The organism is Streptomyces sp. AC555_RSS877 (assembly GCF_019049245.1).
Lineage (GTDB): Bacteria > Actinomycetota > Actinomycetes > Streptomycetales > Streptomycetaceae > Streptomyces.
In genome coordinates, this window is the sequence record NZ_JAGMUK010000054.1 from 68157 (window position 1) to 89614 (window position 21458).

The following is a 21458-nucleotide window of genomic DNA, read 5'->3' on the forward strand; positions in this document are numbered from 1 at the left end:
AAGGGGTCAGTCCTGGACGAGCTGATCGGCCAGACGACGGGCCTGGGCCAGCAGCGCGCCATGCGTCGCCAGCGCATCAGGATCATCTGCCACAGTGCCGGGCAGCCGCCGGCGGAGCTCGTCGAGGCTGCGGCGCAGCTCCTCGGCAGCCTCACGCAGCGTCTCGTCGCCAGACTCCTCAGTGCCGGCTCCGGCGAATCGGGTCTGGCCGTAGAGACCGATTGCCCGGCCGGTGTGGCGCAGGAAGTCGGCGTAGGGCCCGGTGATCTGCGGGCCGGGGCGGGCTACTTCCCCGTTGTGGCTCGCGATCTCCAGCACGGTGCGGGTCACGCCCGCGGTATGCACGGCGACATGGTCCAGTACGGCCAGCGCATCGTCGTACGCCTTCCCGGGCGGGGAGACGGTCCCCATACCGCGCCGGCGGTGATTGCCCCGCATGCTTTCGCGGCTCCAGCCGATCGCAGAGCGGGCCTGATCGACCAGGCGTCCCAGCCGCAGCGCTCGCTCATGCCAGTCCCCAGCCGCGTGAGTGTCCCACGCACCGTCGTCCAGCCCCTCGGCCACCGCTTCCAGGATCTCCTGCGCCTCACGGGCGGCGTCCTGGAGGGCGGCGCGAGTGTCACGCAGGTACACCGGCGGCCGGACCAGTGCGTTGACCGCGATGCCGACCACCGCTCCGAAGACCGCCTCCGCGATGCGCGCGCCCGAAGTCACCAGGGAGACCTGTCCGTTGGTCAGGACGAACAGCGCACCCGTGGCGGCATAGATGCCCTGGCTGCCCAGACGCTGCCACTGCGCCAGCAGCAACACCGCCGGAAGCACCACAACCATCGTGACCATCGTGCTGTCCAGCACCAACGCGACGGCCGTCGCCACCACCGTGCCCACCGCGATCGCCGCCACCTGCTGCAGACCGTGCGCGAGTGACCGGTACACCGTTGACTCCACCAGCACGACCGCCACCCACGGAGCGACGAACGCCATCGGAGCCTGCAGCCACCATCCCGCCACCGCCCACGCCACACATGCGGCCAGCGCCGCCTTGTCGGCCTGCACCATCAGATCGCGTTCACGGCCCGGTTCCGTCCACGCCCGCCGCACCGCCCGCACAACAGCCCAGCCATGACGCCGAACCGTCCCTGTTGCCCGCCCCGTCCACTCCATGGCAAAGCAAGTGCCACACGAGGGACAACAGATGCGGCCCTGTGGGCACTCTCACGGCCTTCGACGAGGACAAACGGCACCGGACGCGCACGGCACTGCGCCTCACATGCCGTCTCGGTGCAGACGTGGGCTGCGGGCCGATGGAGGTCCTGACCTCCGTCAACAGCGGTTCACTCGCCGACCTCGGCAGTATCGCCGTCACCGCGTTTCCTTCAGGTCGGTACTACAACGCCCCCGGCACCGTTCAGGGCCGGTGTTGTCATGGCAGATTCCCCTGGGGCACCTGCGGGCGGCCAGGGCCTCGGACGGGACTCGGGCGCCACCCGTCACACACAGCACCACGGCATGGTCCGCCCCCTCCCAGCCCCAGCGGTCAGGCGTGGGAGAGGGCGAAGGAGACGAGGAAGCCGCTGACGGTGATCAGCCCAATGGCCAGGTGGGCGTCGTCGAACGCTTCGGGGATCATCGTGTCGGCGATCATCGCGAGGATCGCCCCGGCCGCCACCGCGGTCACCGCGGCGATCACGGCGGGGGAGAAGGAACCGACCACCGTGTAACCGAGGACGGACGACACCGTGCTGGCCGCCGCGATGGCGGCCCAGACACCGAAGACATACCCCTTGGTGCGGCCGGCCTTCTTCATCCCTGCCGAACTGGACAGCCCCTCGGGAACGTTGCTGATGAACACCGCAGCCACCGTCACCAGACTCACCGCCCCGCCATCCAGCAGGCTGACGCCGATGACCGCGGACTCCGGCACCCCATCGAGCAGGGCGCCTAGCGCGAGCGCCGCCCCGGACCCGCCCTGCTCGGCCTCCGAAGGCTGCGCCTGCGCGTGACCGGAGCGCTTACGGTGGCGCGCACCCTGGCGGGCCAGCCACACGTTGCCCCCGGTGTAGGCGAGTGCGCCGATGAGTGCGCCGATGGCCGCGGGGGCAAGCCCCGCCTGCTCGTACGCCTCCCCGACCAGCTCGAAGGACACCGCCGAGATCAGCACCCCGGCACCGAAGGCCATCACCGTCGCAATCACCTTCTGCGGCACCCGCAGCCCGTACCCCAGCGCGGCACCGAGCAGCAGCGCCGAGCCCGCCACCAACCCCCATAGTCCAGCTTGTACGACTTCAGCCATGCCGACCCGTCTACCCGCAATGGATGTGGATCAACGGGCAACCGGCGCGGCCGTGCAGCCAGGAATGAGCCGTCCACCCGCGGAGAAAGGTGACCTGGGCCTCTCGGGCGAGGTTCTCCTGGCTCAGAGCGCTGTCGGTGTGCAGGGGCTCGCCGGCCAGAAGCCGGGACATGGCCTCGCGGAGCTCGGCGGAACTCGTGGCGCAGACCGGCATCACGGGGTGCAGGGCCGTGGCGTCGGCGTGCTCGGCCACTTCTCCCGCGTCCTGGGCGTCGCGTATCGCGGACGCGAGGGCGCCGGCGAGATCCTCGAACGCGCGCCGGGCCGTGCCCGCCACCATGTCGTCCTCTCCGGCGCGGTCCGCGGTGACCTTGCTGAGGAAGCATCCCCGGCGGGGCGACTCGGTCGCGAAGGCGTCGGCGAGTGAGACGACGTAGCGCTCCAGGCGGGCCATCGGCGAGGTGAGCACCGCGTGCGGGCCCGCCCGCAGCTCCTCTCGGGCCTGGGCGACGAGGCCCTGGCAGTAGTCGGAGAAGACGCGCGCATACAGGGCGTGCTTGTTGCCGAACGCCTTGTAGTGCTGCCCTTGCCCAGGCCGGTCGACTTCCATGAGGTCGTAGGTGGACGTGCCGTCGAATCCGGTGGTCCAGAACCGGTCGCGGACGACATCGAGCACGGTGGTCTCGTCGAAGCCTCGGTTTCGCCCCATGACCTCACCATGCGTCATTGTGGTCCAGGTGGACCACAACGGTCGCCAGATGCCCGCCCGCTGCAGGGCGGAGCTGTGACTTCGGTCGTAACACTTTTCGTTACCCGGGCCACAGGTGTCCCGCCGAAGCCGACGACGGGAACAACCTGCAATCGACGCCCAGGCCGAGGCAGCAAGCTCGGTCCTCCAGGGACCTGACATTGTCTGGGGATGTTCAACGGCCGGGCGCGTCGAGACTGGCGCCGATCAGTCGGCAAGCAGTGGGATCCCGTCGTAGGCATTGACGTCGTGGGCAGGCACGATCTGCATGACGTCCGCGAGCGCGATCATGCGAAGCAAGTCGTCACGCACCAGTTCGGGATCAGTGTCGGCGAGTTTGCGCAGCAAGAGCGGTCGTTCGACACGACGGCGGATGCCGTCGATTTGCCAAGTCAGGTCGCCGATGAAGGCGTACCGCTTGCGGGTCGGCAGAGTGACGAAGATGATCACAGAGCCAGTCGTGTGACCTCTGGCGGGCACGATGACCACTGAGCCATCGCCATAAACGTCGAAGCTCGACGAGAAGCCTAGATAGGCGGGTCCGTTGAGTTCGTACTGGTGAATTTTGTGACCTGCGGAGACTTCACGGAATACTTTCCCGCCGCGATGTTCGCTCGCATGTTGCAGTTCCCCTGCATTGATCCAGATGGGCACCTGAAGCTCGTCGAGGCCGCTGACGTGATCCCAGTGAGAATGGGTCAGCAGCACACCACGCAGCCCGCTGCGGTCGTAGCCGCTGGCTGTAAGTTGATCGCTGGCGGTGCTGGTCACCTGGTATGGAGCCTGCTCCATGCGCGGGAGAGACTGAATGTGCGCGGCAACGTGAGAGCCGAAACCCGCATCGATCAACAGATCACCCTGCGGGTGCCGCAGCAGGGTCGCCGTCGCGGCGAACCGGCGCTTATCGCGGAACGAGCCGCCCTTGAAAGCGAATGCCGCCCTGGTTTCGTAGGTTCCAGTAGGCAATTGGTACAGCGTCATTTCAGATGGCGGCGCGGCCTCAGGAAGAGGCTCCGCCCAGGGGGAAGGCATGGGAAGCGGTGACATGAAGGTATGGTCCGTTACCGCCAACCGAGCGTCCAATACCTGATCTGCGGGCCCGATACCTGCTAGGTATCGGGCCTGCAGTGCCACGGCACTGTCCTCGTACCTCGTGTCGGACGACTCTCCTTACGAGCAGGAGAGCGGGGCTGGAAACGGTCACGCTGTACGCGACCTGGATCTCCTCGTGGAAGTCCCGGTCGTTCTTCTTGGGCGTGCGTGCGATGGTGCCACCACGCGTCCAACGGTCTGTGGTCCCAACGGGGCGGGCCGCGTAGGGATGGGCCGAGGAGGAATGGAGCGGCCCAGTCGGTCGCTTCCTGCACGGTTTGACCTGCCATTGAGGTATGGCCACCGATGACTGTCGGCCGGACCTCATCATGTGAGTTTCATGTGAGTCCCAGGGGCATCGGGTGCTGTCTGTGGGAGCTTCCCAGGTCAGAGACTTGGCGTCGCCATGAAACGTTCATGTTCGTCCAGATCGGGCCTACGTCGGTAGCGGACAGTGAGTGGTGCACGCGACGGTCGCGTGCACCACTGCCGGTCTGGAGTCTCGGTGATCGAAGTATGCGGCCTGTCGAAACGCTATGGCGAGGTCCTGGCTGTGGATGATCTGACATTTGCTGTCCGCCCCGGGGAAGTGACCGGGTTCCTGGGGCCCAATGGAGCCGGCAAGTCGACCACGATGCGCATGATTCTGGGTCTGGACGCCGCCAGTTCCGGGACTGCGACAGTGGCCGGTCGGCCGTACGCCGCGCAGCCCGCGCCACTGAAGGTGGTCGGGGCGCTCCTGGATCCGGGCGCAGTACTGCCCAGCCGCACCGCCTATCATCATTTGTCGGCGTTGGCGGCCGGCAACGGAATTCCGCGCCGCCGGGTGGACGAGGTACTGGCGGAAGTCGGCTTGGAGAAGGTGAGTCGCCGGCGTGCGGGGACGTTCTCCCTCGGAATGCGTCAGCGGCTGGGCATCGCCGCGGCCCTGTTGGGTGATCCTCCGGTGCTGGTGTTCGACGAGCCGCTCAACGGGCTGGATCCGGAGGGCATTGTGTGGATCCGTTCGCTGATGCGGAGGATGGCGGCCGAAGGACGCGCGGTTTTGATGTCCAGTCATCTGATGAGTGAGATGGAGTTGACCGCCGACCATCTCATCGTCATCGGTCGCGGAAAGCTGATCGCTGACACGACGATGAAGGACTTCATCGAGGCGCACTCCGAGCGTGAGGTCCTTGTTCGCACCCCTCAGGCCGAGGCCCTGCGCAGCATGCTCACCGCGGCCGTTCAGGTGCGGACCGAGGGCGGTGACGCCTTGGTGGTGACAGGTCTGGAAGCCGCCGAGATCGGGGCCCTGGCATCGCTGGGCGGAGTGGAGCTGCACGAGCTTGCTCCGCGCCAAGTGTCGCTGGAAAAGGCATTCATGGACCTGACTCGCGATGCGGTGGAGTACCAGTCAGAGAAGGAGACGAGCCGATGACGCGCGCTCCTACGCAACTCCCTGCCAGGTCGACAAAAGCCCGTCGGCACTTGGTCGTGTCCCGCCTTCAGTCGGACCCGGATCGTGCGCGGAGTGGAAGGTGACCTTCTGGCACTGCCTGCACGCTGAGTGGATCAAGATCCGCACGATGCGGTCGACGGTGTACGTGATCCTGGGCACTCTGACGTTCTGCATTGGTCTTGCTGCGCTGAACGCCTCGTCCGCAGGCAGTGAGTTCGCGGACCTGAGTCCCGCGGACCAGGCCTCGTTCGACCCGTTGGCGACCAGCCTGCGCGGCTACCTGCTTGCGCAGATCGCGCTCGGCCTGTTGGGCGGCCTGGTCATCACCTCGGAATACGGTGCGCGCACGATCGTCCCCACCCTGATCGCTGTTCCGCACCGGGCGCGGGTGCTGGTGTCCAAGGCTGTGGTGCTGGTGGGCGTGGCGCTCCCGGTCGGGATCGCGGTGTCACTGGCCGGGTTTCTCGTGGGGCAGGCGTCGCTGTCCGGGGCGGGCGCCCCGCACCTGACACTCTCCGACGGCGTGGCACTGCGTGGCATCGCAGGTGGTGGTCTTTATCTGGCACTGGCCGGGCTCTTCGGGCTGGCTCTGGGCACGGTGATCCGCTCCACCACGGCAACAGTGACCACGCTGTTCGGCGTGATGCTGATCGTTCAGGCCTTCGCCCCGGCCCTGCCCGCAGGACTCGGCGACTGGGTGTCGAAGTACTGGCCGCCGATCGCCGGCGGGCAGATCATCACCAGCTATCAGGACCCCATGTTGCTGAGTCCCTGGGCAGGCGTGGGCGTCATGGCCGGATGCGTGGCGGCCTTGATGACGGCGGCGTTCGTCGTGTTCCGCAAGCGTGACGCCTAGCAAGGCGGGACAGTGAAGACAGAGGATCATCAGCCGGGGACGGGTGCCATGACGACGACACAGCGACTGCTACTGGTGGAGGACGAGCCCACGCTGCGTGAGCTGCTGTCTGCCAGCTTGCGGCTGGCCGGCTTCGAAGTGATTTCGGCCGAAGCCGGCGGCCAGGCCCTGGAAGCGGTCCGCGACAAGCGCCCCGATCTGATCGTCCTGGACGTGATGCTGCCCGACTTCGACGGCTTCGAGGTCGCACGCCGCCTGCGCGAGCATCCGTCCGGTTCCGGAAGCGGGCACCCGCCGATCCTCTTCCTGACGGCCCGGGACGCAGCCGAGGACCGCATCAGCGGCCTGCGGGCCGGCGGGGACGACTACGTGACCAAGCCCTTCAACCTCGAGGAACTCATCCTGCGCATCCAGGCCGTGCTGCGCCGCACCAGCGGCCGCCGGCTCGATGGGCTCGTGGTCGTCGACGACCTGGAACTCGATCTCGACAGCCACCAGGTGACGCGAGGCGGCGAGCCGGTGCAGCTGTCTCCGACCGAATTCAACCTGCTGCGCGTGCTGATGGACAACGCTGGCCAGGTCTTGTCCAGGGATCAGCTGCTGGACCAGGTCTGGCACTACGACTTCGACGGCGACGACTCCATCGTCGCCTCCTACATCAGCTACCTGCGCCGCAAAATCGACACCGGCGAACGGAAGCTGATCCATACGGTGCGTGGCACCGGCTATGTCCTGCGCAGGCCCCGCGGATGAGTGCGGCTGCCACGCGCGGGCCAATCAGCCGTCTGTCGCTGCGCGGGCGGGTCGTGGCCATCACGTTGCTGCTGGTCATCGCCGCCCTGTTGGCCAGTAACGCCCTACTCGTCACCCTGCTGCAACGGCAACTGGTGCAGCAGCTGGATGACCGGCTGCGCACCGCTGTCACGACTGCGGCACGGCTGTCGAACACGGAAGACACGTCCGGCGAGTCGGCACCGGAGACGCGCGATGCCGTGGAGGGCGACCTGGCGGGCGATGTCTACGTCGCCTACCTCGATGCCGAAGGGCATCTGCGGCATACGCTGCGTCCGGCCACCCATGCCACCCCACGGCTTCCGGTCCTGGACACGGCAGCGATCGCGGCCCGAGACCAGCACCCCTTCCAGGTCCTGGGCAAGGGTGACGGCGATGAGTGGCGTGTCATCGCTGCCCCGTTGGCCGCCGACCACGACACCCAGGTGGACGAGGTCGGCAGCGTCGTCGTGGCCGGTTCTCTGGCGCCGGTCCACACGACGATCCGGCAGCTGGGCGTGTGGATGCTGGTGATCGATTCCCTGGTGCTCGTCTGCTTGGGCATCATCGCCTGGTTCGCCGTGCGGGCCGGTCTGCGGCCGCTGCGGCGCATCGAGACGACGGCAGCGGCCATCGCGGGCGGAGATCTGTCGAGCCGGGTCCCGCAGCCGGACACGACGCGCACCGAACTGGGCCGGCTGTCCGCCGCGCTCAACGGCATGCTGGACCGCATCGAAGCCGGCGACGCCGCTCGCGCCGCCACCAACGAGCGCATGCGCACTTTTGTCGCGGACGCCAGCCACGAACTGCGCACCCCGTTGTTCGGGATCAAAGGCTTCACCGAGTTGTATCGGATGGGTGGCATGCCCGAGCGCGCCGATGTCGATGCCGCCATGAGCCGTATCGAACGCGAAGCAGCCCGCCTCGCCCGCATTGTCGAGGACCTGCTGCTGCTTGCCAGGCTCGACGAAGATGCCACCGGTGATGTGCATCCGACCCTTCGTCTCACCCCCATGGACCTGCGCACCCTGGCCGCCGACGCCCTGCACGACCTACGGGCCTTGGCCCCCGAACGTCCCGTCACCCTGACCGGCCCGGGCGGCGGTCCGCCCGGTGGCGCCCCCGTCCTGGGCGACGAGTCCCGACTTCGACAGGTCACCTCCAATCTCGTCGGCAACGCCATCGCCCACACCCCGCCCGGCACGCCGGTACGCATCGGTGTCGGCACGCTGGAGGATCAGGCAGTCCTGGAGCTGAGCGATGAGGGGCCAGGAATCGCGGCCGAGCAGACCGGCCACATCTTCGACCGTTTCTACCGTGCCGACACCGCTCGCGGCCGCACACAGACTGGCGGTGCCGGTCTCGGACTGTCCATCGTCCGCTCCCTGGTGACCGCTCACCGCGGCCGTGTTGAGGTCCGCTCCGTGCCGGGGGAGGGCGCCACGTTCCGCGTCCTGCTGCCGTTGCATCCCGACAGCTCCGTCAGCAATTCCTGAGGACAGCGCGGTAACCCCTCGGCCGGCCGATGCGAACGGCCGGATGTAGCCGACGCATACCCGAATCCAAGACCCGCCGATGGCGTGCTCCACCCAGGTGTGTCGCCTTTCTGTTCGCGCCCCCTCTGCCGTTCGCGGCTGGGGGACTACCAGCGGGAGATGAGACACCCGCCGAGTCCTACTTGTTTTTGAGTACAGGGGATTGTCGATAGGGCCGACGACATGGAGAGGCCTGCCCGCCAGGGTGAGAGACGTTCCCGATATCCAGATATGGAGATGTCCTTCATGGCGACTTTCTTGCATCGGGTGGGCCAATGGGCCTTCCGCAAGCGCCGCATAGTGGTGCTGGCCTGGGTGGCGGTGCTGGCCGCCGTGTTCCTCGGGGCTTCCACCGCGTCCGAGGCACCAGACGACTCGTCCTCCCTGCCCGGCATCGAATCCCAGCAGGCGTTCGACCTGATCAATGAGCGTTTCCCGGGCGCCGAAGCGGACGGTGCCGAGGCCCGCATCGTGTTCGTCGCGGAACACGGTTCGCACGTCACCGCCGCCGCCAACCACTCGGCCATCGGCAAACTCGTTGCCGCGGTGGCCAACGGGGCACAGGTCGCCGACGCGACCAGCCCCTTCGACACGAACGCCGTCAGCAAGGACAAGTCGACGGCGTACGCCACCGTCACCTACAAGGTCGCCAGCGACGATCTCACCGACGCCAGCAAGACGGACCTGACCAAGGCGGTCGAGCAGGCCCGGGACGCGGGCCTGACCGTCGAGGTCGGCGGCTCCGCGCTGGAGACCGAAGCCGCGCAGGGCGTGGGTGAGGTACTCGGCGTTCTCGTCGCCGCGGTGGTTCTGCTGATCACCTTCGGCTCGCTCGCCGCCGCCGGCCTCCCCCTGCTCACCGCCATCCTCGGCGTCAGCATCAGCCTGGCCGCAATCACCGCCCTGAGCAGTGCCCTCGGGTTCTCCTCGACGGTCGGTGAACTGGCGATGATGCTCGGCCTCGCCGTCGGCATCGACTACTCCCTGTTCGTGGTCTCGCGCTACCGGGAGGAGCGGGCCAAGGGACACGAGCCGCAGGAGGCGGCTGCCCTCGCTGTGGGCACGGCCGGAAGCGCGGTCGTCTTCGCCGGCCTCACCGTCGTCATCGCTTTGCTGGGTCTCTCCGTCATCGGCGTCCCGATGCTCAGCAAGATGGGTATCGGCTCGGCAGGCGCAGTCATGGTCGGAGTCCTGATCGCCCTGACCGCAGTGCCGGCACTCCTGGGATTCTGGCCCAATGCGGTGCTCTCGCGCCGTGACCGCAAGGGCGGACGCCGCACCCGCACCAAGATCCTCAGCCCTATCGGCAGGACCAAGACGGCCGGCACCACCACGAAGGCCCCCTGGGGTGTTCGGTGGGCGCAGTTCGTGGTGCGCCGCCCGCTGCCGGTTCTGCTCCTGTCAGTGATCGGCCTCGGGGCGCTCGCGGTGCCGTCGCTGGACCTGCGGATGGGTATGCCTGGCGATGAGGCCAAGTCGACCGCAACCACCGAGCGCCGCGCCTACGACGCGCTCGCCGAGGGCTTCGGCCCGGGCTTCAACGGCCCGCTGACCGTGGTCGTCGACGTCAAGAAGGCCAAGGACCCGCAGGCGGCCGTGACCGCGGTCTCCGACAAGCTCGCCGAGACCAAGGGAGTCGTCTCCGTCTCCCCGGTACGGTTCAACGAGGCGAAAGACACAGCGGTGATCGCCGCTGTCCCCTCGACCGCACCCACCAGCCAGCAGACGCAGGACCTGGTGCACACCATCCGCAGCGAGCGCACCGCGGTGGAGTCCGCCACCGGCGCCGACTTCAAGGTCACCGGCACCACCGCCCTGAACATCGACGTGGGCCAGAAGATGCAGGACGCCCTCATTCCCTACCTCGCGGTCGTCGTCGGTCTCGCCTTCCTCCTCCTGGCCCTGGTCTTCCGTTCGATCCTGGTGCCGCTCAAGGCCGCGCTCGGCTTCCTGCTGTCCGTCGGTGCAGCTCTCGGCGCGATCGTCACGGTCTTCCAACAGGGCCACGGAGCCGGCATCTTCGGCGTCGACGAAACCGGCCCGATCATGAGCACCATGCCCATCTTCCTGGTGGGTATCGTCTTCGGCCTCGCCATGGACTATCAGGTCTTCCTCGTCTCCCGGATCCGCGAGGCGCACATCCACGGAGAAGGGCCCGGCCAGGCCATCGTCACCGGTTTCCGGCACAGCGCCCAGGTCGTAGGGGCAGCAGCGCTGATCATGATGGCGGTGTTCGGCGGGTTCATGACGGGCGGCGAATCCCTGGTCAAGATGGTCGGCTTCGGACTGGCCAGTGCCGTCTTCTTCGACGCCTTCGTCGTCCGTATGGCATTCGTGCCCGCGGTCCTGGCGCTCCTCGGCAAGCGGGCATGGTGGCTCCCACGCCGGCTGGACCGGCTGATGCCCCGCGTCGACGTCGAGGGCGAAGCACTCACCCAACAGGTCTCCGCGCCGCATGATCTGCCTGCCGACAATCCACGGGCCTCCGTGACGGCCTGACGCACGTGCCGGCCGGGCCGCTCGGACCCCGTCCCAGAGCGGCCCGGACTGGCCTCCACTCTGTCCACTTCTTCAGCCCTCGGTCACGGCACTGCGGAGAAACCATGGTCACCCGCCTGCGACGTTGCATCGATCGGCACCCCCGCCTCGTCGAAGCGGCTTTCCTCCTGTTGATCTATGCGGCCACCAGCAACCAGTACCGCCGGGTCGGCGACGACACCCTGTGGTGGCCGGGCTTCGCCCTCGCGGCAGTCACCTGTACGAGCCTGCTGGCGCGCCGCCGACACCCCGGCACCGTTGTCGTCCTCACCACCCTCGGCACCGCCGTCGCAGGCGCCCAGGGCAGCACCTTCGGCCCCCTCCTGCTGCTCCCGGTCATCGTCGCCCTGTACGAACTGACTCTCCAGGTCTCTCAGCAAGCCATCCGCCTCTACGGTCTCCTGGCTGCTGTCGTCCTCGTGCCCACTGCCCTGCGCTGGGATGCCGAGGATGAGCCCTGGGCGAACGAAGCGGTGAGCCTTGCCTTCTGGATCCTGCTGCCCATCCTGCATGGATTGGCCGTGCGAGCCCGCCGCGCGTACATGGACACCGTCCGCACCCGTGCCGAGGACGCCGAACGCACCCGCTACGAGGAAGCACAACGCCGCGTCACCGAAGAACGTGTCCGCATCGCCCGGGAACTGCACGATGTGGTGGCCCACCACATGGCTCTAGCCAACGCTCAGGCCGCCACAGCCGCCCACCTGTTCTCCACTCATCCCGCGCAGACCGGCCGCATCCTCACCGAACTCACCGGCACGACCACGGCAGCGCTGCGCGAACTCGAGGCGACCGTGGGCCTGTTGCGCCAGTCCGAGACCGCAGAGGAATCGCTCAATCCCGCACCTGGACTTGACCGGCTTCCTGACCTGGTCGCCGCCTTCGCCGCCGCCGCACTGCACATCACGATCGCTGTCGAAGGCCCCGTGAAGCCCCTGTCGGCCGGGGTAGACCTGAGCGCCTTCCGCATTGTGCAGGAAGCGCTCACCAATGTTGCCAAACACGCCGCGGTGAACACGGCACATGTCCACCTCGCCTACGCCCGAGAGCAGTTGACGATCACCGTGAGCAACGACAGCAGTCCGATCGCGCCCCCGCGCGCACCCGGCGGAGGCTTCGGTCTCATCGGCATGCGAGAGCGCGCTCAGTCCGCCGGGGGCCGCTTCCGTGCAGGGCGCCGCCCGGAAGGCGGCTTCGCCGTCACGGCCGAACTTCCCATCAGCGCCAGAGCAGAGAGTGAGTTCCATGACGATCCGCGTACTGATTGCCGACGACCAGGCCCTGCTGCGAGCGACCTTCCGGGTGCTGATCGACTCCTGTGACGACATGGAGGTCGTCGCCGAGGCCGCCGACGGACAGCAGGCCATCACGCTGGCCGGCATCCACCGCCCGGACGTCGTTCTGATGGACATCCGCATGCCCGGCACCGACGGACTGGCCGCGACCGCCGCCATCTGCGACCAGAGCGAGCTGCAGGACACACGCGTCCTCATCCTCACCACGTTCCAGACCGACGAGCACGTCGCCCAGGCCCTGCACCTGGGTGCGAGTGGCTTCCTCGGCAAGAGCACCACTGCCGACGCCTTCCTCGACGGCATCCGCACGGTCGCCTCCGGTGACGCCTTGCTGTCACCCGTAGCCACCCGCTCACTGATCACCCGCTTCCTTGCCCTACCCGTGCCCACCTCCGTCGCCCCTGCCCCCGAGCGATTCAGCAGCCTTACTCCGCGCGAGCGCGAGGTGCTGGCCGTGGTCGCGGAGGGCAAATCCAACGACGAGATCGCCGAGGAACTCTTCCTCAGCCCTCTGACCGTCCGCACCCACGTACAGCGCGCCAAAACCAAGACGGGCGCCCGCGATCGTGCACAGCTCGTCGCCTTCGCCTACCAGTCCGGCCTGATGCAACCGCCGCAGTGACAGACGAGGCGACCAGCGCCTTTCACCGGCCCCCAGGGACGCCTCCAAGTCGCCCGAGCCCCCGCCGCACGCCGCAACAGGGCCGCCATCCCTTGTCGACGCTGCCGCTCTCGCAGGCATCGGGCATGCCCTGTCCCTGACCGATCAAGCCACTCAGAAGACGGGACACAAGACATCGTGACGCACCCACGCTTCGTTCTGACCGGAATCCTCCTGTCCGCAGTAGTCCTGACCGTCGCCGTCGCCGAGACCCGTCAGGACAGCGACACTGCTAGGGACAGCGTCCTGCAGGGCCCCTATGTCGCTCTCGGCGACTCCTACACTTCCGGTCCACGCATACCAGCTCAGAGCGGCAAACCCGCTGGCTGTGACCGCTCCGACCACAACTACCCGGCGCTGCTCGCCGCCCGGCTCAAGCTCAAACCGGGCATGTTCCGCGACATGAGCTGCAGCGGCGCGACGACAGCGGACTTCACCTCGCCTCAGTCCACCGACGACGGCCACAATCCTGCACAGCTCTCCGCCCTGTCCCGCCGGACCCGGCTCGTCACCGTCGGCATCGGAGGCAATGACATCGGCTTCAGCAGCATGCTCACCCGCTGCCTCACCATGGGAACGGCGTACAAGCTCATCACTCGCAACAAGGACGTCTCGGTCGACGCTCCCTGCCGAGAGCGTTACGTCAAGGACGGCACCGACAGGACGCAGCAGCGGATGACAGCGCTGGGAACGGCACTGTCCGACCTGACGCAAGAGATCAGGCGGCGTGCGCCCAGGGCGCACCTCTACATCGTCGGCTACCCCGCGATCCTGCCGCCCGGCGGCACGGGATGCGGACCCGTCCTTCCCCTTGCTCCCGGCGATATCGCCTACCTGCGGGAGAGGGAAGACCAGCTCAACAAGGTGCTGCGGCAACAGGCCCAAACAGCCGGCGCCACCTACGTGGACACCGAAACCGAATCCCGGGAGCACGGCGTCTGCTCAGCCCAGGACACACGATGGATCGAGCCATTGATCCCCAGTAGCCCGGCGGCACCGATACACCCCAACGCTCGCGGACAACGCGGAGTCACGCAGATCATCCTGCGTGCCATGGGGGCAACAAACCGACATGTCGAAGCATGCGCAGCGAGGCGAACCACATCCCCCACACCCAGGTGATGCCCACCTACTCTTGATCCTCACGCACCCCCAAATCAGCGACAGAGCCCAAGAAGTGAACCAGAGCCCGAGAAGGGACAGCAGATGTTCACCCCTTCGGGAGGCAGTCCCGAGGGCCGCGGCGTTCGAATTGTTCACGGGCTGCAGCAGCACCGGTTGCCGGTGTTCAGTGGCGGTACGCGGCTGTCGCGAGCTCGATGAAGGATCGGATCAAGGGGTTGGTGTCACTTTCGTTCCACGCCGCCACCACTCGGCTCGGTGCCATGTCGATCAGCGGTACCACGACCAACTCCGCGGGCAGGTCGTGTCCGAGCGGGGCCAGGCCGACCGTTCCGCTCCACAGCACGGCCTGCAGGCATTCCTGGACGGCGCGCACTGCTGGGCCCGCTCGCGGCTTGCCGCCGTTCCAGTATGACTGCCAGATGGGGTCGGTTCCCGCAGGGAACTGAAACCAGCGGCGGTCGCTCAGGTCGACCAGGCGCAGCCGGTCGCGGCGGGCCAGCGGATCATCGGCGCGCAGGACCGCGCCGACTGGATCGGTCCGCAGCGCACGGACCGTCAGGGCGGTCTCGTCGAACGGAGCTCGGGTCAAGGCGACGTCGACCAGGCCGGCGCGCAGCCCGCACGTCGGGTCGGTCAGATCGGTGTCGCGGATGCGGATGTCGATGCCGGGGTGGCGTCGGCGGTAGGCGGCGGCCAGCCTGGTCATTCCCGGGTCGGTGCCGTCGCCCAGGATGCCGACGGTGATGGTCGCGACGCCGGCCGCGGCGCTTACGCGCACGCGGACGCTGTCGGCATGGTCGAGCAGGGCCCGCGCCTCGTCGAGCAGCACCGTGCCCACCGCAGTGAGCGTGACGCCGACAGGCGAGCGGGTGAACAGCAGGGCCCCGACGTCGGCCTCCAGCTGCTTGATCGCCCGGCTCAGCGGCGGCTGACTCATGTGCAGCCGGTTGGCGGCCCGGCCGAAGTGGAGTTCCTCGGCGACCGCCACGAAGTAACGCAGGGTTCGTAGCTCCACGCTGCAACGATACCGACGAGGTATCGGCAACTGCGGGATCGGTCTTGGACACGGGGAGGGCCCCGGCTGTGCACTCGTGAGCATGACCGAAGAAGCCAAGACCAGCGAACCGCAGGCTGACCCCGCCGTATCGGTGGTGGGTCCCGCCGAAGGCGAGACGATCGCCCCATACCCCGCACACACGCAACCGACAGGGCCCTGTAAACCGGTGGCCCATGAACGGGAACCATGAACATCGCCTATTGGATCGGCGCGGGACTACCGCGGCTTTCCGCCGCGCTTCCAGAACCGCCCGCATCGACGGCGTCCGCCACCCCCACAACATCTCGGCCAGCAACGAGCCGAGAATCCCGTGACAGCTGCAATCCCATGTCTGACCAGCGAAATCCGCACACGAGGTTCGGAAAGAGAGCGACCTCTTATCTTATATACGTGCCCTTCCGTTGTGGCTGCTATGACCGTGCACGGGCTCGGTGCCAGGCCGGTCGCGAAGCCGGAGGCTGATCAGCGCGGTGATGGTGAAGGCGGCGACCTGGTAGAGCATGGCGTGCCGGAACGCGGTGTCCGCATCGGCGGCGGGGGCATAGTAGGCGAGTCCGGCCGCGGTCACTCCGACGGATCCGCCGAGCTGCTGTGCTGTGGGCAGCAGTCCGGAGACCGAACCGGCGGCGGGGCCGTGCACCTCGGCCAGGACCAGCGTGAACACCGAGGCGGTGAAGGCACCGAACGCGGCTCCGCCGACGGCCAGCACGGGCAGTGCCGCCTGGCGTCCCGCTGCCGAGCCGACGAGCGGGGCCAGCGCCAGACACATCCCGGCCAGCACCAGGGACGCGACGGTGAGCACCCCCGGCCCGTGCCGGCGGGTGAGAGCGGGCGCGGCTCTGCTGCCGACAACCGCGGCGGCGGCGAACGGTGCTGACGTCAGCGCGGCCGCCAGGGCCGAGTACCCGACGGCGGACTGAAGGTGGAGGAAGAGCAGGTAGGTGAAGGAGGGCACGCCCGTGTTGAACACGAACACCAGCAACGTGCCCCGGCGCGCCGACCGGTCACGCAGCACCGCGGGATGGATCAGCGGGTCGGGCCGGTGCGGGAGGCTCCGGACGAAGTGGCCGAGGGCGGCAACAGCCACGGCGAATCCGGCCCATGTCCACCAGGGCCAGCCTGCTTCCCGCCCCAGCGCCAGGGGCAGGACCAGTGCGCCGGCTCCCACGGTGACCAGCAACGCACCCAGCCTGTCGACGCGGAGTCCGGCTGCCCCGCGGGTGCGGGGCAGCGCGGTCGCTCCGGCCAGCGAGGCGAGCGCCACCGGCACGGTGAGGAGCATCACCGGCCGCCAGCCGAGGCCGAAGAGATCGGCGCTGAGGACGAGGCCACCGATCAGGGGCCCGGCCAGTGACGCGACGGCCATGGTGGCGCCGTACAGGCCCAGCGCACGCGGTCGGCGTGTTGCGGGAGTAGCGGCCCGGATGAGCGACAGGACCTGGGGGGCGACCAGGCCGCTGCCCGCGCCCTGCACCAGCCGGGCCGCGATCAGTGATGCGGCGTCGGGGGCACACGCGCCGGCCACCGAGCCCGCGGTGAAGACCACGGTGCCCGTCACGAACAGGCGGCGGTAGCCGTACCGGTCGCCGAGCCGTGCGGCGGGGATGAGCAGGCACGCGTACGTCAGGGTGTATCCGGCCAGGACCAGTTGCACGGCGCCGGAAGAAGCGTCCAGGCCGGCCTGTATCGCCGGCGCAGCCACCTGGGCGACAGTGACGTTGAGCAGTTGCACGAAAGTGGCGCTGAGCACCACCGGCAGCACCAGGCGATGGCCGCTCACGGCAGCAGAGCCGCAGCGAGCTCACGGGGCCGGGCGGCGAACGGACTGTGGCTGCCCGGGAGGGTGCGCACGGTGAACGGATTGCCGGGCATGGCCCGGTCGGCCTCCGCGATCATCAAATCCTGCACGGTTGGCGGCAGCGCCCGGTCGTCCGCACAGCGCAGGAAGGTCCGCGGTACACGCCCCCAGCGTTGCGGAGTCACGATGACCGGCGTGGTCGGGATCGCCAGCGGCAGATCGGGGCTCAGTGCCGAGCGCCAGCGGTCGAAGCGGTCCAGAGCGGTGTCGTGATAGTGGGTCTGCCGCAGTTCCTCGACGTAGGCGGGATCCTGTGAGAGCGGGTTGATCCGCACGGCGCCCAGCTCCCCAGGGTCGCCGAGATTGAGACTCTGGCCCCGGGCCGTGACGTTCTCGGGCGAGTCGAGATAGTCGAAGAACCGCGACCGTCCGGCAGGCACGAAGGCCGAGAGATAGACGATCTCATCGACGAGTTCGGGTGCACGCTCGGCGGCCAGTGACGCGGGGCCGCCGCCCGCGCTGTGCGCGACGAGGACGACACGACGGTGGTGGCGGGCTTGGCGCAGCGTGTCCAGCACGGTCTCGGCGCAGTCGTCCATCGTCACGGTGGCGAGCGCGGACTTCTCGGTCAACAAGCCCGGCTGGCCCGGCTGGAGGTATCCGCTGGGCAGCGGTGCGTCGAAGCCGTGCCCTGGCAGGTCGACGGCCATACTCGCGGCACCCAGTGCGGCGAGTGCGCGCTGCGTCGCCGCCCACTGCCCGGAGCCGTGCCAGGCCCCGTGCACGAAGACGAAGACGGTGCCTGTGGAGGAAAAATCAGTCATGACCACATTCCACGTGCCCCAGCCCTCATCATCCAGCGCAAGATCTGACAAGCTGCCCCGCGATACATATGAGGTATGACTGGGAGGCTGGCATGGAGGCGCGGCACCTGCGGTACGCACTGGCCCTCGCCGAGCACGCACACTTCGGCCGGGCGGCCAGTGCGCTGGGCATCGCGCAGCCTCCGCTGTCCAAGCAGATCGCCGACCTCGAACGGGAAGTGGGCACCCGCTTGTTCGATCGCACCCGCCAGGGGGTGTTTGCGACGGCTGCGGGAGAGGCTTTCCTATCCCGGGCACGCAGGGCGCTCGACGAGATCACGGCGGCCTCGGTCGACGCGGCTCGGGCAGCGCGCGGCGAGACGGGACGGCTGCGCCTGGGGTTCATCGCCTCGGCTCTGCTCGAACCCCTGCCACACGTCCTTGACCGGTTCGGCCGCGAACGGCCCAACGTACGGCTGGAACTGCACGAGATGGCGACCAACCGCAGCACGGCCGCGCTCGTCGCCGGCGAACTTGACGTCGCGATCGGCCTCGGCCGTCCGCGAGGCGTCGGGGCCGAGCAGTTGGTATCGGTCCCGATCGGACACGACCACCTGGTCGCGGTCGTGAGCAGCACGCACCCGTACGCTGGGCAGTCGTCGGTGGACGTGGACCAACTACGGCGACAGCCGCTGATCGTGGCGCCGGGCGAGGACGAGCCTGCCGTCGTCACCGGCCTGCGGACCCTGCTGGGCAAGGACTCCCCGGCGCTCTCCGGCGCGACCGTCGCGAGGGACATCCACACCATCATCGGCCTCGCCGCCTGCGGGGTGGGCGTCGGTCTGGGACCCTCCCGCATGCTGACGGCCCAACGACGGGGCACGTGGTTCTGCGAGGTGACCCCGCACACACCTCTGCCCGATCTCGTCCTGTCCTTCCAAGCCCGGGACCGCTCCCCGGCACTGAACGCCTTCCTCGACATCATCCGCCAGAACTGCCCCGAGGTCGGTGCCGCGCTCAACCACCGGCTCGGCCCACTCGGACCACAAGAGGAAGGCGACGGCGCCTTGACTTCTACCTGACTTTGCCTCGCCGGACGAGGGGGAGGAATTCACCTCCGTTCCTGTGCTTCGGCACCGAGCTCCGCCGCACTGTCGGCACGACTGAACCAGAACCCCATCGCACGTTCACCCAGGCGTCAGCTGCGGTGAGAAGCCGTAGTCCTATCGACCGCGAGGGGCTCGTCCGGCTACCCGCGACCTACTTTGCGGCTCGTGTCTGAGCCAGGACTCCAAGGCCGTCATGGAGGGATGGGGCCGCCACGGTGGGGGTGGGCCGTGTGGATGTATTTCATTGCAGTGGTGATGGAGATTCCGAAGACACGGACGAGGTGGACGGGGTCTTCGGTCTCGCGGGCCTCGTCCAGGATTCTGTCGGCGCGAACTGCGCGCAGAGTCAGACCGGCGGGATCGAAGCGCCTGTAGACGTAGTCCGCGCAGACAGGATCGGTCGTGCTGGCGGTCTGTTGGGTGACGAGAAGGTGCGAGTTGACGGTGCGTGGCCAACGCTGATGGCGGTAGCGGAGCCAGGCATGCAGCAGGGCTGCTGTGGTGTCGTCGAGGTGGACGACGTGACGGCCGTGGGGGCGGCGGATCAGAAGTTGCCGTCGGGTGAGCAGCACGTCGGAGAGGTCGAGATTGCGCAGGTCGGTGCCGCTGGTTGCGTGGAGGGCGACCAGCGCGAGAACCAGGCGGGTAGCGGGGTTGGGACTGGTCTCCAAGAGCCCGGCCAGGCGGTCGGGGGCCAGGGTTGTGGGCAGCAGTTCCTGACGGGTTGTGCGGAGTCCACGGGTGGGGTCGACGAAGACGAGCTTGGCGTGTTTCAGGGCTCGAAAGAGCGACCGGATCGCCACGGCACGCTCGTGGGCGCGTGGGCCTTTGACCGCGGTGACAGCGGCTGTGACGTCCGCTTCCGTCACCTGCCGCAAGGTGGTGTAGCGGGTGGTCCGGTCAGCGAGTGGGGTGGCCAGGTAGATGAGGTAGCGGTGCATGGTGGCGTAGTCGGTGACGCGGTGGTGGGGCCTGCTGGCGCCACGCATGACCCCGACCCACGTGCCGAGTTCGTCACTGATTCGTGGAGGGAAGGCGGCGATGGTGCGCTGGACGAAAGCCTCGACTCGTTGAAGGAAGCTAGGGCTGAGTACGCGAACATAATTAACCGGCGGCATGATGGGTCGCTTGTTCCGCCCAACAAGATCACCGTGAATGAGTGGCTCGACCGATGGCTGGCCATGAAAGCGGAGGACCTCGAAGAAACCACTATCTACAACTACGGGATTACCCTGGATCGGGTTCGGGGGAGGCTCGGCAATATCCGTCTCCAGGACCTTACTGAAGAGCACGTGGAAGAGTGGAGGGACTGGGCGCTGGCGCATGGCCGCGTGCGCGGCAAAAGGGCCGGGACGCCACTCAGTGTCACGAGTGTGGATATGAGCCTCGCTCGGCTGAAGGAAGCGCTGGGGAGAGCCGTTACCCGGCGGTTGGTGTACGTCGATGTCGCTGCGCACGTGACCATTCCCCGGAGAGCGCGCAAGGAAGAGCGGAAGACTAAAGAGGAGGTGCCGCCCTGGAACGTCCAGGAGGTTCAGAAATTCATCCATGGAATTAGGGGTGAGCGTCTCTGTGCTGCGCTTCTTCTTTCGCTGATGGGGCTTCGTCCGGCTGAAGTCTGCGGCCTCCGGTGGGAAGACGTTGACTTGGAGAACGCCACGATCGTCATTGCCAACACGCGCACGATGATGGGCAACCGGTACGTGGTGGAGAAGGACACCAAGTCTCTTGCGGGTGAGCGGGATCTGCCGCTGCCGGCGCTGGTGCTGGGAGCCCTCAAGGCATTCCGGGCTCTCCAAGCCGAGGAGAGGCTCGCTCTGGGGGAGGCGTACACGGTGTCGGGCTACGTGCTGGCGCATGAGGCGGGCGACGCCTTCACGATCAAGCAACTTCGCCGGCGCGCGTACCGGCTTATGGAGCTTCTCGGGCTCCGTCGCGTCAGGCTCTACGACGCACGCTCGTCGTGCTTCACCTTCCTGGCCAACAACGGCGTCCCGGACCACATCCTCGCGCGATGGGCCGGACATACGAACGTAAAGACGACCAAGCGGTGGTACGTCAAGCCGGATGTAGAAGATCTTCGCGGAGCCGCCACCACTTGGGATGGCCTGCACGGGGGTGCGGCGGAGGGGCAAGAGTGAGCCACGTGGACTATGAGCCGAGCGACTTCCGCGCCGTATGGCCTGCAGGATTGGGGCGAGGGGGCTTCGGAGTCCGCTTGCTGGTTTTGGGCCGGTGGCTGTAACTGAGAGCATCCGGCTACGGCCACGCCGTCTACCAAGCGTTCACCGTGTGGTGTTTAAGCTGCTGTTGGGCGGGATTTCGGAAGGTTTCCA

At 67.8% G+C, this 21458-nt stretch carries 18 protein-coding genes; 10 read left to right on the top strand and 8 right to left on the bottom strand.

Annotated elements, in window-relative coordinates:
* Positions 1–6: 6 nt before the first annotated feature.
* The 4 genes from KUM49_RS23965 to KUM49_RS23980 form a co-directional block, all read right to left on the bottom strand.
* Complete coding sequence (locus KUM49_RS23965; protein ID WP_217238981.1) at positions 7–1164, bottom strand: aromatic acid exporter family protein; 1158 nt, start codon at positions 1162–1164, stop codon at positions 7–9.
* A 373-nt stretch (positions 1165–1537) separates the two neighbouring features.
* On the bottom strand, positions 1538–2293 hold the full coding sequence (locus tag KUM49_RS23970; RefSeq protein WP_217238982.1) for a ZIP family metal transporter: 756 nt from the start codon (positions 2291–2293) through the stop codon (positions 1538–1540).
* Positions 2294–2303: 10 nt separating this feature from the next.
* A complete protein-coding gene (locus KUM49_RS23975) occupies positions 2304–3002 on the bottom strand; it encodes a TetR/AcrR family transcriptional regulator (RefSeq protein ID WP_217238983.1) in 699 nt (232 codons plus the stop codon).
* Positions 3003–3248: 246 nt separating this feature from the next.
* Positions 3249–4088 (bottom strand): MBL fold metallo-hydrolase, encoded by an 840-nt coding sequence (locus KUM49_RS23980; RefSeq protein ID WP_217238984.1) that lies wholly within the window; start codon positions 4086–4088, stop codon positions 3249–3251.
* A gap of 550 nt (positions 4089–4638) precedes the next feature.
* Here KUM49_RS23980 and KUM49_RS23985 point away from each other — a divergent pair.
* The 8 genes from KUM49_RS23985 to KUM49_RS24020 all read left to right on the top strand — a co-directional run bounded on the left by KUM49_RS23985 (position 4639) and on the right by KUM49_RS24020 (position 14352).
* Positions 4639–5553 (top strand): ABC transporter ATP-binding protein, encoded by a 915-nt coding sequence (locus KUM49_RS23985; protein WP_217238985.1) that lies wholly within the window; start codon positions 4639–4641, stop codon positions 5551–5553.
* 100 nt (positions 5554–5653) lie between these two features.
* The gene (locus KUM49_RS23990) at positions 5654–6430 is read left to right on the top strand and encodes an ABC transporter permease (protein WP_308406712.1); all 777 of its coding nucleotides are present in this window, start codon (positions 5654–5656) and stop codon (positions 6428–6430) included.
* A 48-nt stretch (positions 6431–6478) separates the two neighbouring features.
* Positions 6479–7183 (top strand): response regulator transcription factor, encoded by a 705-nt coding sequence (locus KUM49_RS23995; RefSeq protein WP_217238986.1) that lies wholly within the window; start codon positions 6479–6481, stop codon positions 7181–7183.
* Positions 7180–8697 (top strand): HAMP domain-containing sensor histidine kinase, encoded by a 1518-nt coding sequence (locus tag KUM49_RS24000; RefSeq protein WP_217238987.1) that lies wholly within the window; start codon positions 7180–7182, stop codon positions 8695–8697. The genes KUM49_RS23995 and KUM49_RS24000 overlap by 4 nt, the downstream gene beginning before the upstream one ends.
* A 285-nt stretch (positions 8698–8982) precedes the next feature.
* Positions 8983–11235 (top strand): MMPL family transporter, encoded by a 2253-nt coding sequence (locus KUM49_RS24005; protein WP_217238988.1) that lies wholly within the window; start codon positions 8983–8985, stop codon positions 11233–11235.
* A 104-nt stretch (positions 11236–11339) separates the two neighbouring features.
* Complete coding sequence (locus tag KUM49_RS24010) at positions 11340–12596, top strand: sensor histidine kinase (protein WP_217238989.1); 1257 nt, start codon at positions 11340–11342, stop codon at positions 12594–12596.
* On the top strand, positions 12520–13191 hold the full coding sequence (locus KUM49_RS24015) for a response regulator transcription factor (protein WP_217238990.1): 672 nt from the start codon (positions 12520–12522) through the stop codon (positions 13189–13191). Before KUM49_RS24010 ends, KUM49_RS24015 begins: the two co-directional genes overlap by 77 nt.
* A 177-nt stretch (positions 13192–13368) precedes the next feature.
* The gene (locus KUM49_RS24020) at positions 13369–14352 is read left to right on the top strand and encodes an SGNH/GDSL hydrolase family protein (RefSeq protein ID WP_217238991.1); all 984 of its coding nucleotides are present in this window, start codon (positions 13369–13371) and stop codon (positions 14350–14352) included.
* A 166-nt stretch (positions 14353–14518) separates the two neighbouring features.
* On the opposite strand, the gene KUM49_RS24025 is transcribed toward KUM49_RS24020, so the two are convergent.
* The 3 genes from KUM49_RS24025 to KUM49_RS24035 form a co-directional block, all read right to left on the bottom strand.
* Positions 14519–15370: a LysR substrate-binding domain-containing protein gene (locus tag KUM49_RS24025; RefSeq protein ID WP_308406713.1), complete on the bottom strand. Its 852-nt coding sequence runs from the start codon at positions 15368–15370 to the stop codon at positions 14519–14521.
* A 424-nt stretch (positions 15371–15794) separates the two neighbouring features.
* Positions 15795–17192 carry an MFS transporter gene (locus tag KUM49_RS24030; protein WP_308406714.1) on the bottom strand — a complete coding sequence of 466 codons (1398 nt, stop codon included), beginning with the start codon at positions 17190–17192 and terminating at the stop codon, positions 15795–15797.
* A complete protein-coding gene (locus tag KUM49_RS24035; RefSeq protein ID WP_217238992.1) occupies positions 17189–18034 on the bottom strand; it encodes an alpha/beta fold hydrolase in 846 nt (281 codons plus the stop codon). Before KUM49_RS24035 ends, KUM49_RS24030 begins: the two co-directional genes overlap by 4 nt.
* Positions 18035–18126: 92 nt before the next feature.
* Between KUM49_RS24035 and KUM49_RS24040 the strand changes: the two genes are divergently transcribed.
* On the top strand, positions 18127–19095 hold the full coding sequence (locus KUM49_RS24040) for a LysR family transcriptional regulator (protein ID WP_217238993.1): 969 nt from the start codon (positions 18127–18129) through the stop codon (positions 19093–19095).
* 218 nt (positions 19096–19313) lie between these two features.
* Here the strand turns inward: KUM49_RS24040 and KUM49_RS24045 are convergent, their stop codons facing one another.
* Entirely contained in the window at positions 19314–20111 is a 798-nt protein-coding gene (locus KUM49_RS24045) for a hypothetical protein (RefSeq protein WP_217238994.1), read from the bottom strand.
* On the opposite strand from KUM49_RS24045, the gene KUM49_RS24050 reads away from it, so the two are divergent.
* On the top strand, positions 20085–21263 hold the full coding sequence (locus KUM49_RS24050) for a site-specific integrase (RefSeq protein WP_308406715.1): 1179 nt from the start codon (positions 20085–20087) through the stop codon (positions 21261–21263). The two genes, KUM49_RS24045 and KUM49_RS24050, sit on opposite strands and share 27 nt — an antisense overlap.
* Positions 21264–21458: the final 195 nt, after the last annotated feature.

Excerpts from the sequence above, each read along its gene's own strand:
- KUM49_RS24010 (WP_217238989.1), top strand. The coding sequence starts at position 11,340 with ATGGTCACCCGCCTGCGACGTTGCATCGATCGGCACCCCCGCCTCGTC.
- KUM49_RS24000 (WP_217238987.1), top strand. The coding sequence starts at position 7,180 with ATGAGTGCGGCTGCCACGCGCGGGCCAATCAGCCGTCTGTCGCTGCGC.
- KUM49_RS24035 (WP_217238992.1), bottom strand. The coding sequence starts at position 18,034 with ATGACTGATTTTTCCTCCACAGGCACCGTCTTCGTCTTCGTGCACGGG.
- KUM49_RS23980 (WP_217238984.1), bottom strand. The coding sequence starts at position 4,088 with ATGTCACCGCTTCCCATGCCTTCCCCCTGGGCGGAGCCTCTTCCTGAG.
- KUM49_RS23970 (WP_217238982.1), bottom strand. The coding sequence starts at position 2,293 with ATGGCTGAAGTCGTACAAGCTGGACTATGGGGGTTGGTGGCGGGCTCG.
- KUM49_RS24040 (WP_217238993.1), top strand. The coding sequence starts at position 18,127 with ATGGAGGCGCGGCACCTGCGGTACGCACTGGCCCTCGCCGAGCACGCA.
- KUM49_RS24015 (WP_217238990.1), top strand. The coding sequence starts at position 12,520 with ATGACGATCCGCGTACTGATTGCCGACGACCAGGCCCTGCTGCGAGCG.
- KUM49_RS24005 (WP_217238988.1), top strand. The coding sequence starts at position 8,983 with ATGGCGACTTTCTTGCATCGGGTGGGCCAATGGGCCTTCCGCAAGCGC.
- KUM49_RS23995 (WP_217238986.1), top strand. The coding sequence starts at position 6,479 with ATGACGACGACACAGCGACTGCTACTGGTGGAGGACGAGCCCACGCTG.
- KUM49_RS23975 (WP_217238983.1), bottom strand. The coding sequence starts at position 3,002 with ATGGGGCGAAACCGAGGCTTCGACGAGACCACCGTGCTCGATGTCGTC.
- KUM49_RS23965 (WP_217238981.1), bottom strand. The coding sequence starts at position 1,164 with ATGGAGTGGACGGGGCGGGCAACAGGGACGGTTCGGCGTCATGGCTGG.
- KUM49_RS24045 (WP_217238994.1), bottom strand. The coding sequence starts at position 20,111 with ATGCGTGGCGCCAGCAGGCCCCACCACCGCGTCACCGACTACGCCACC.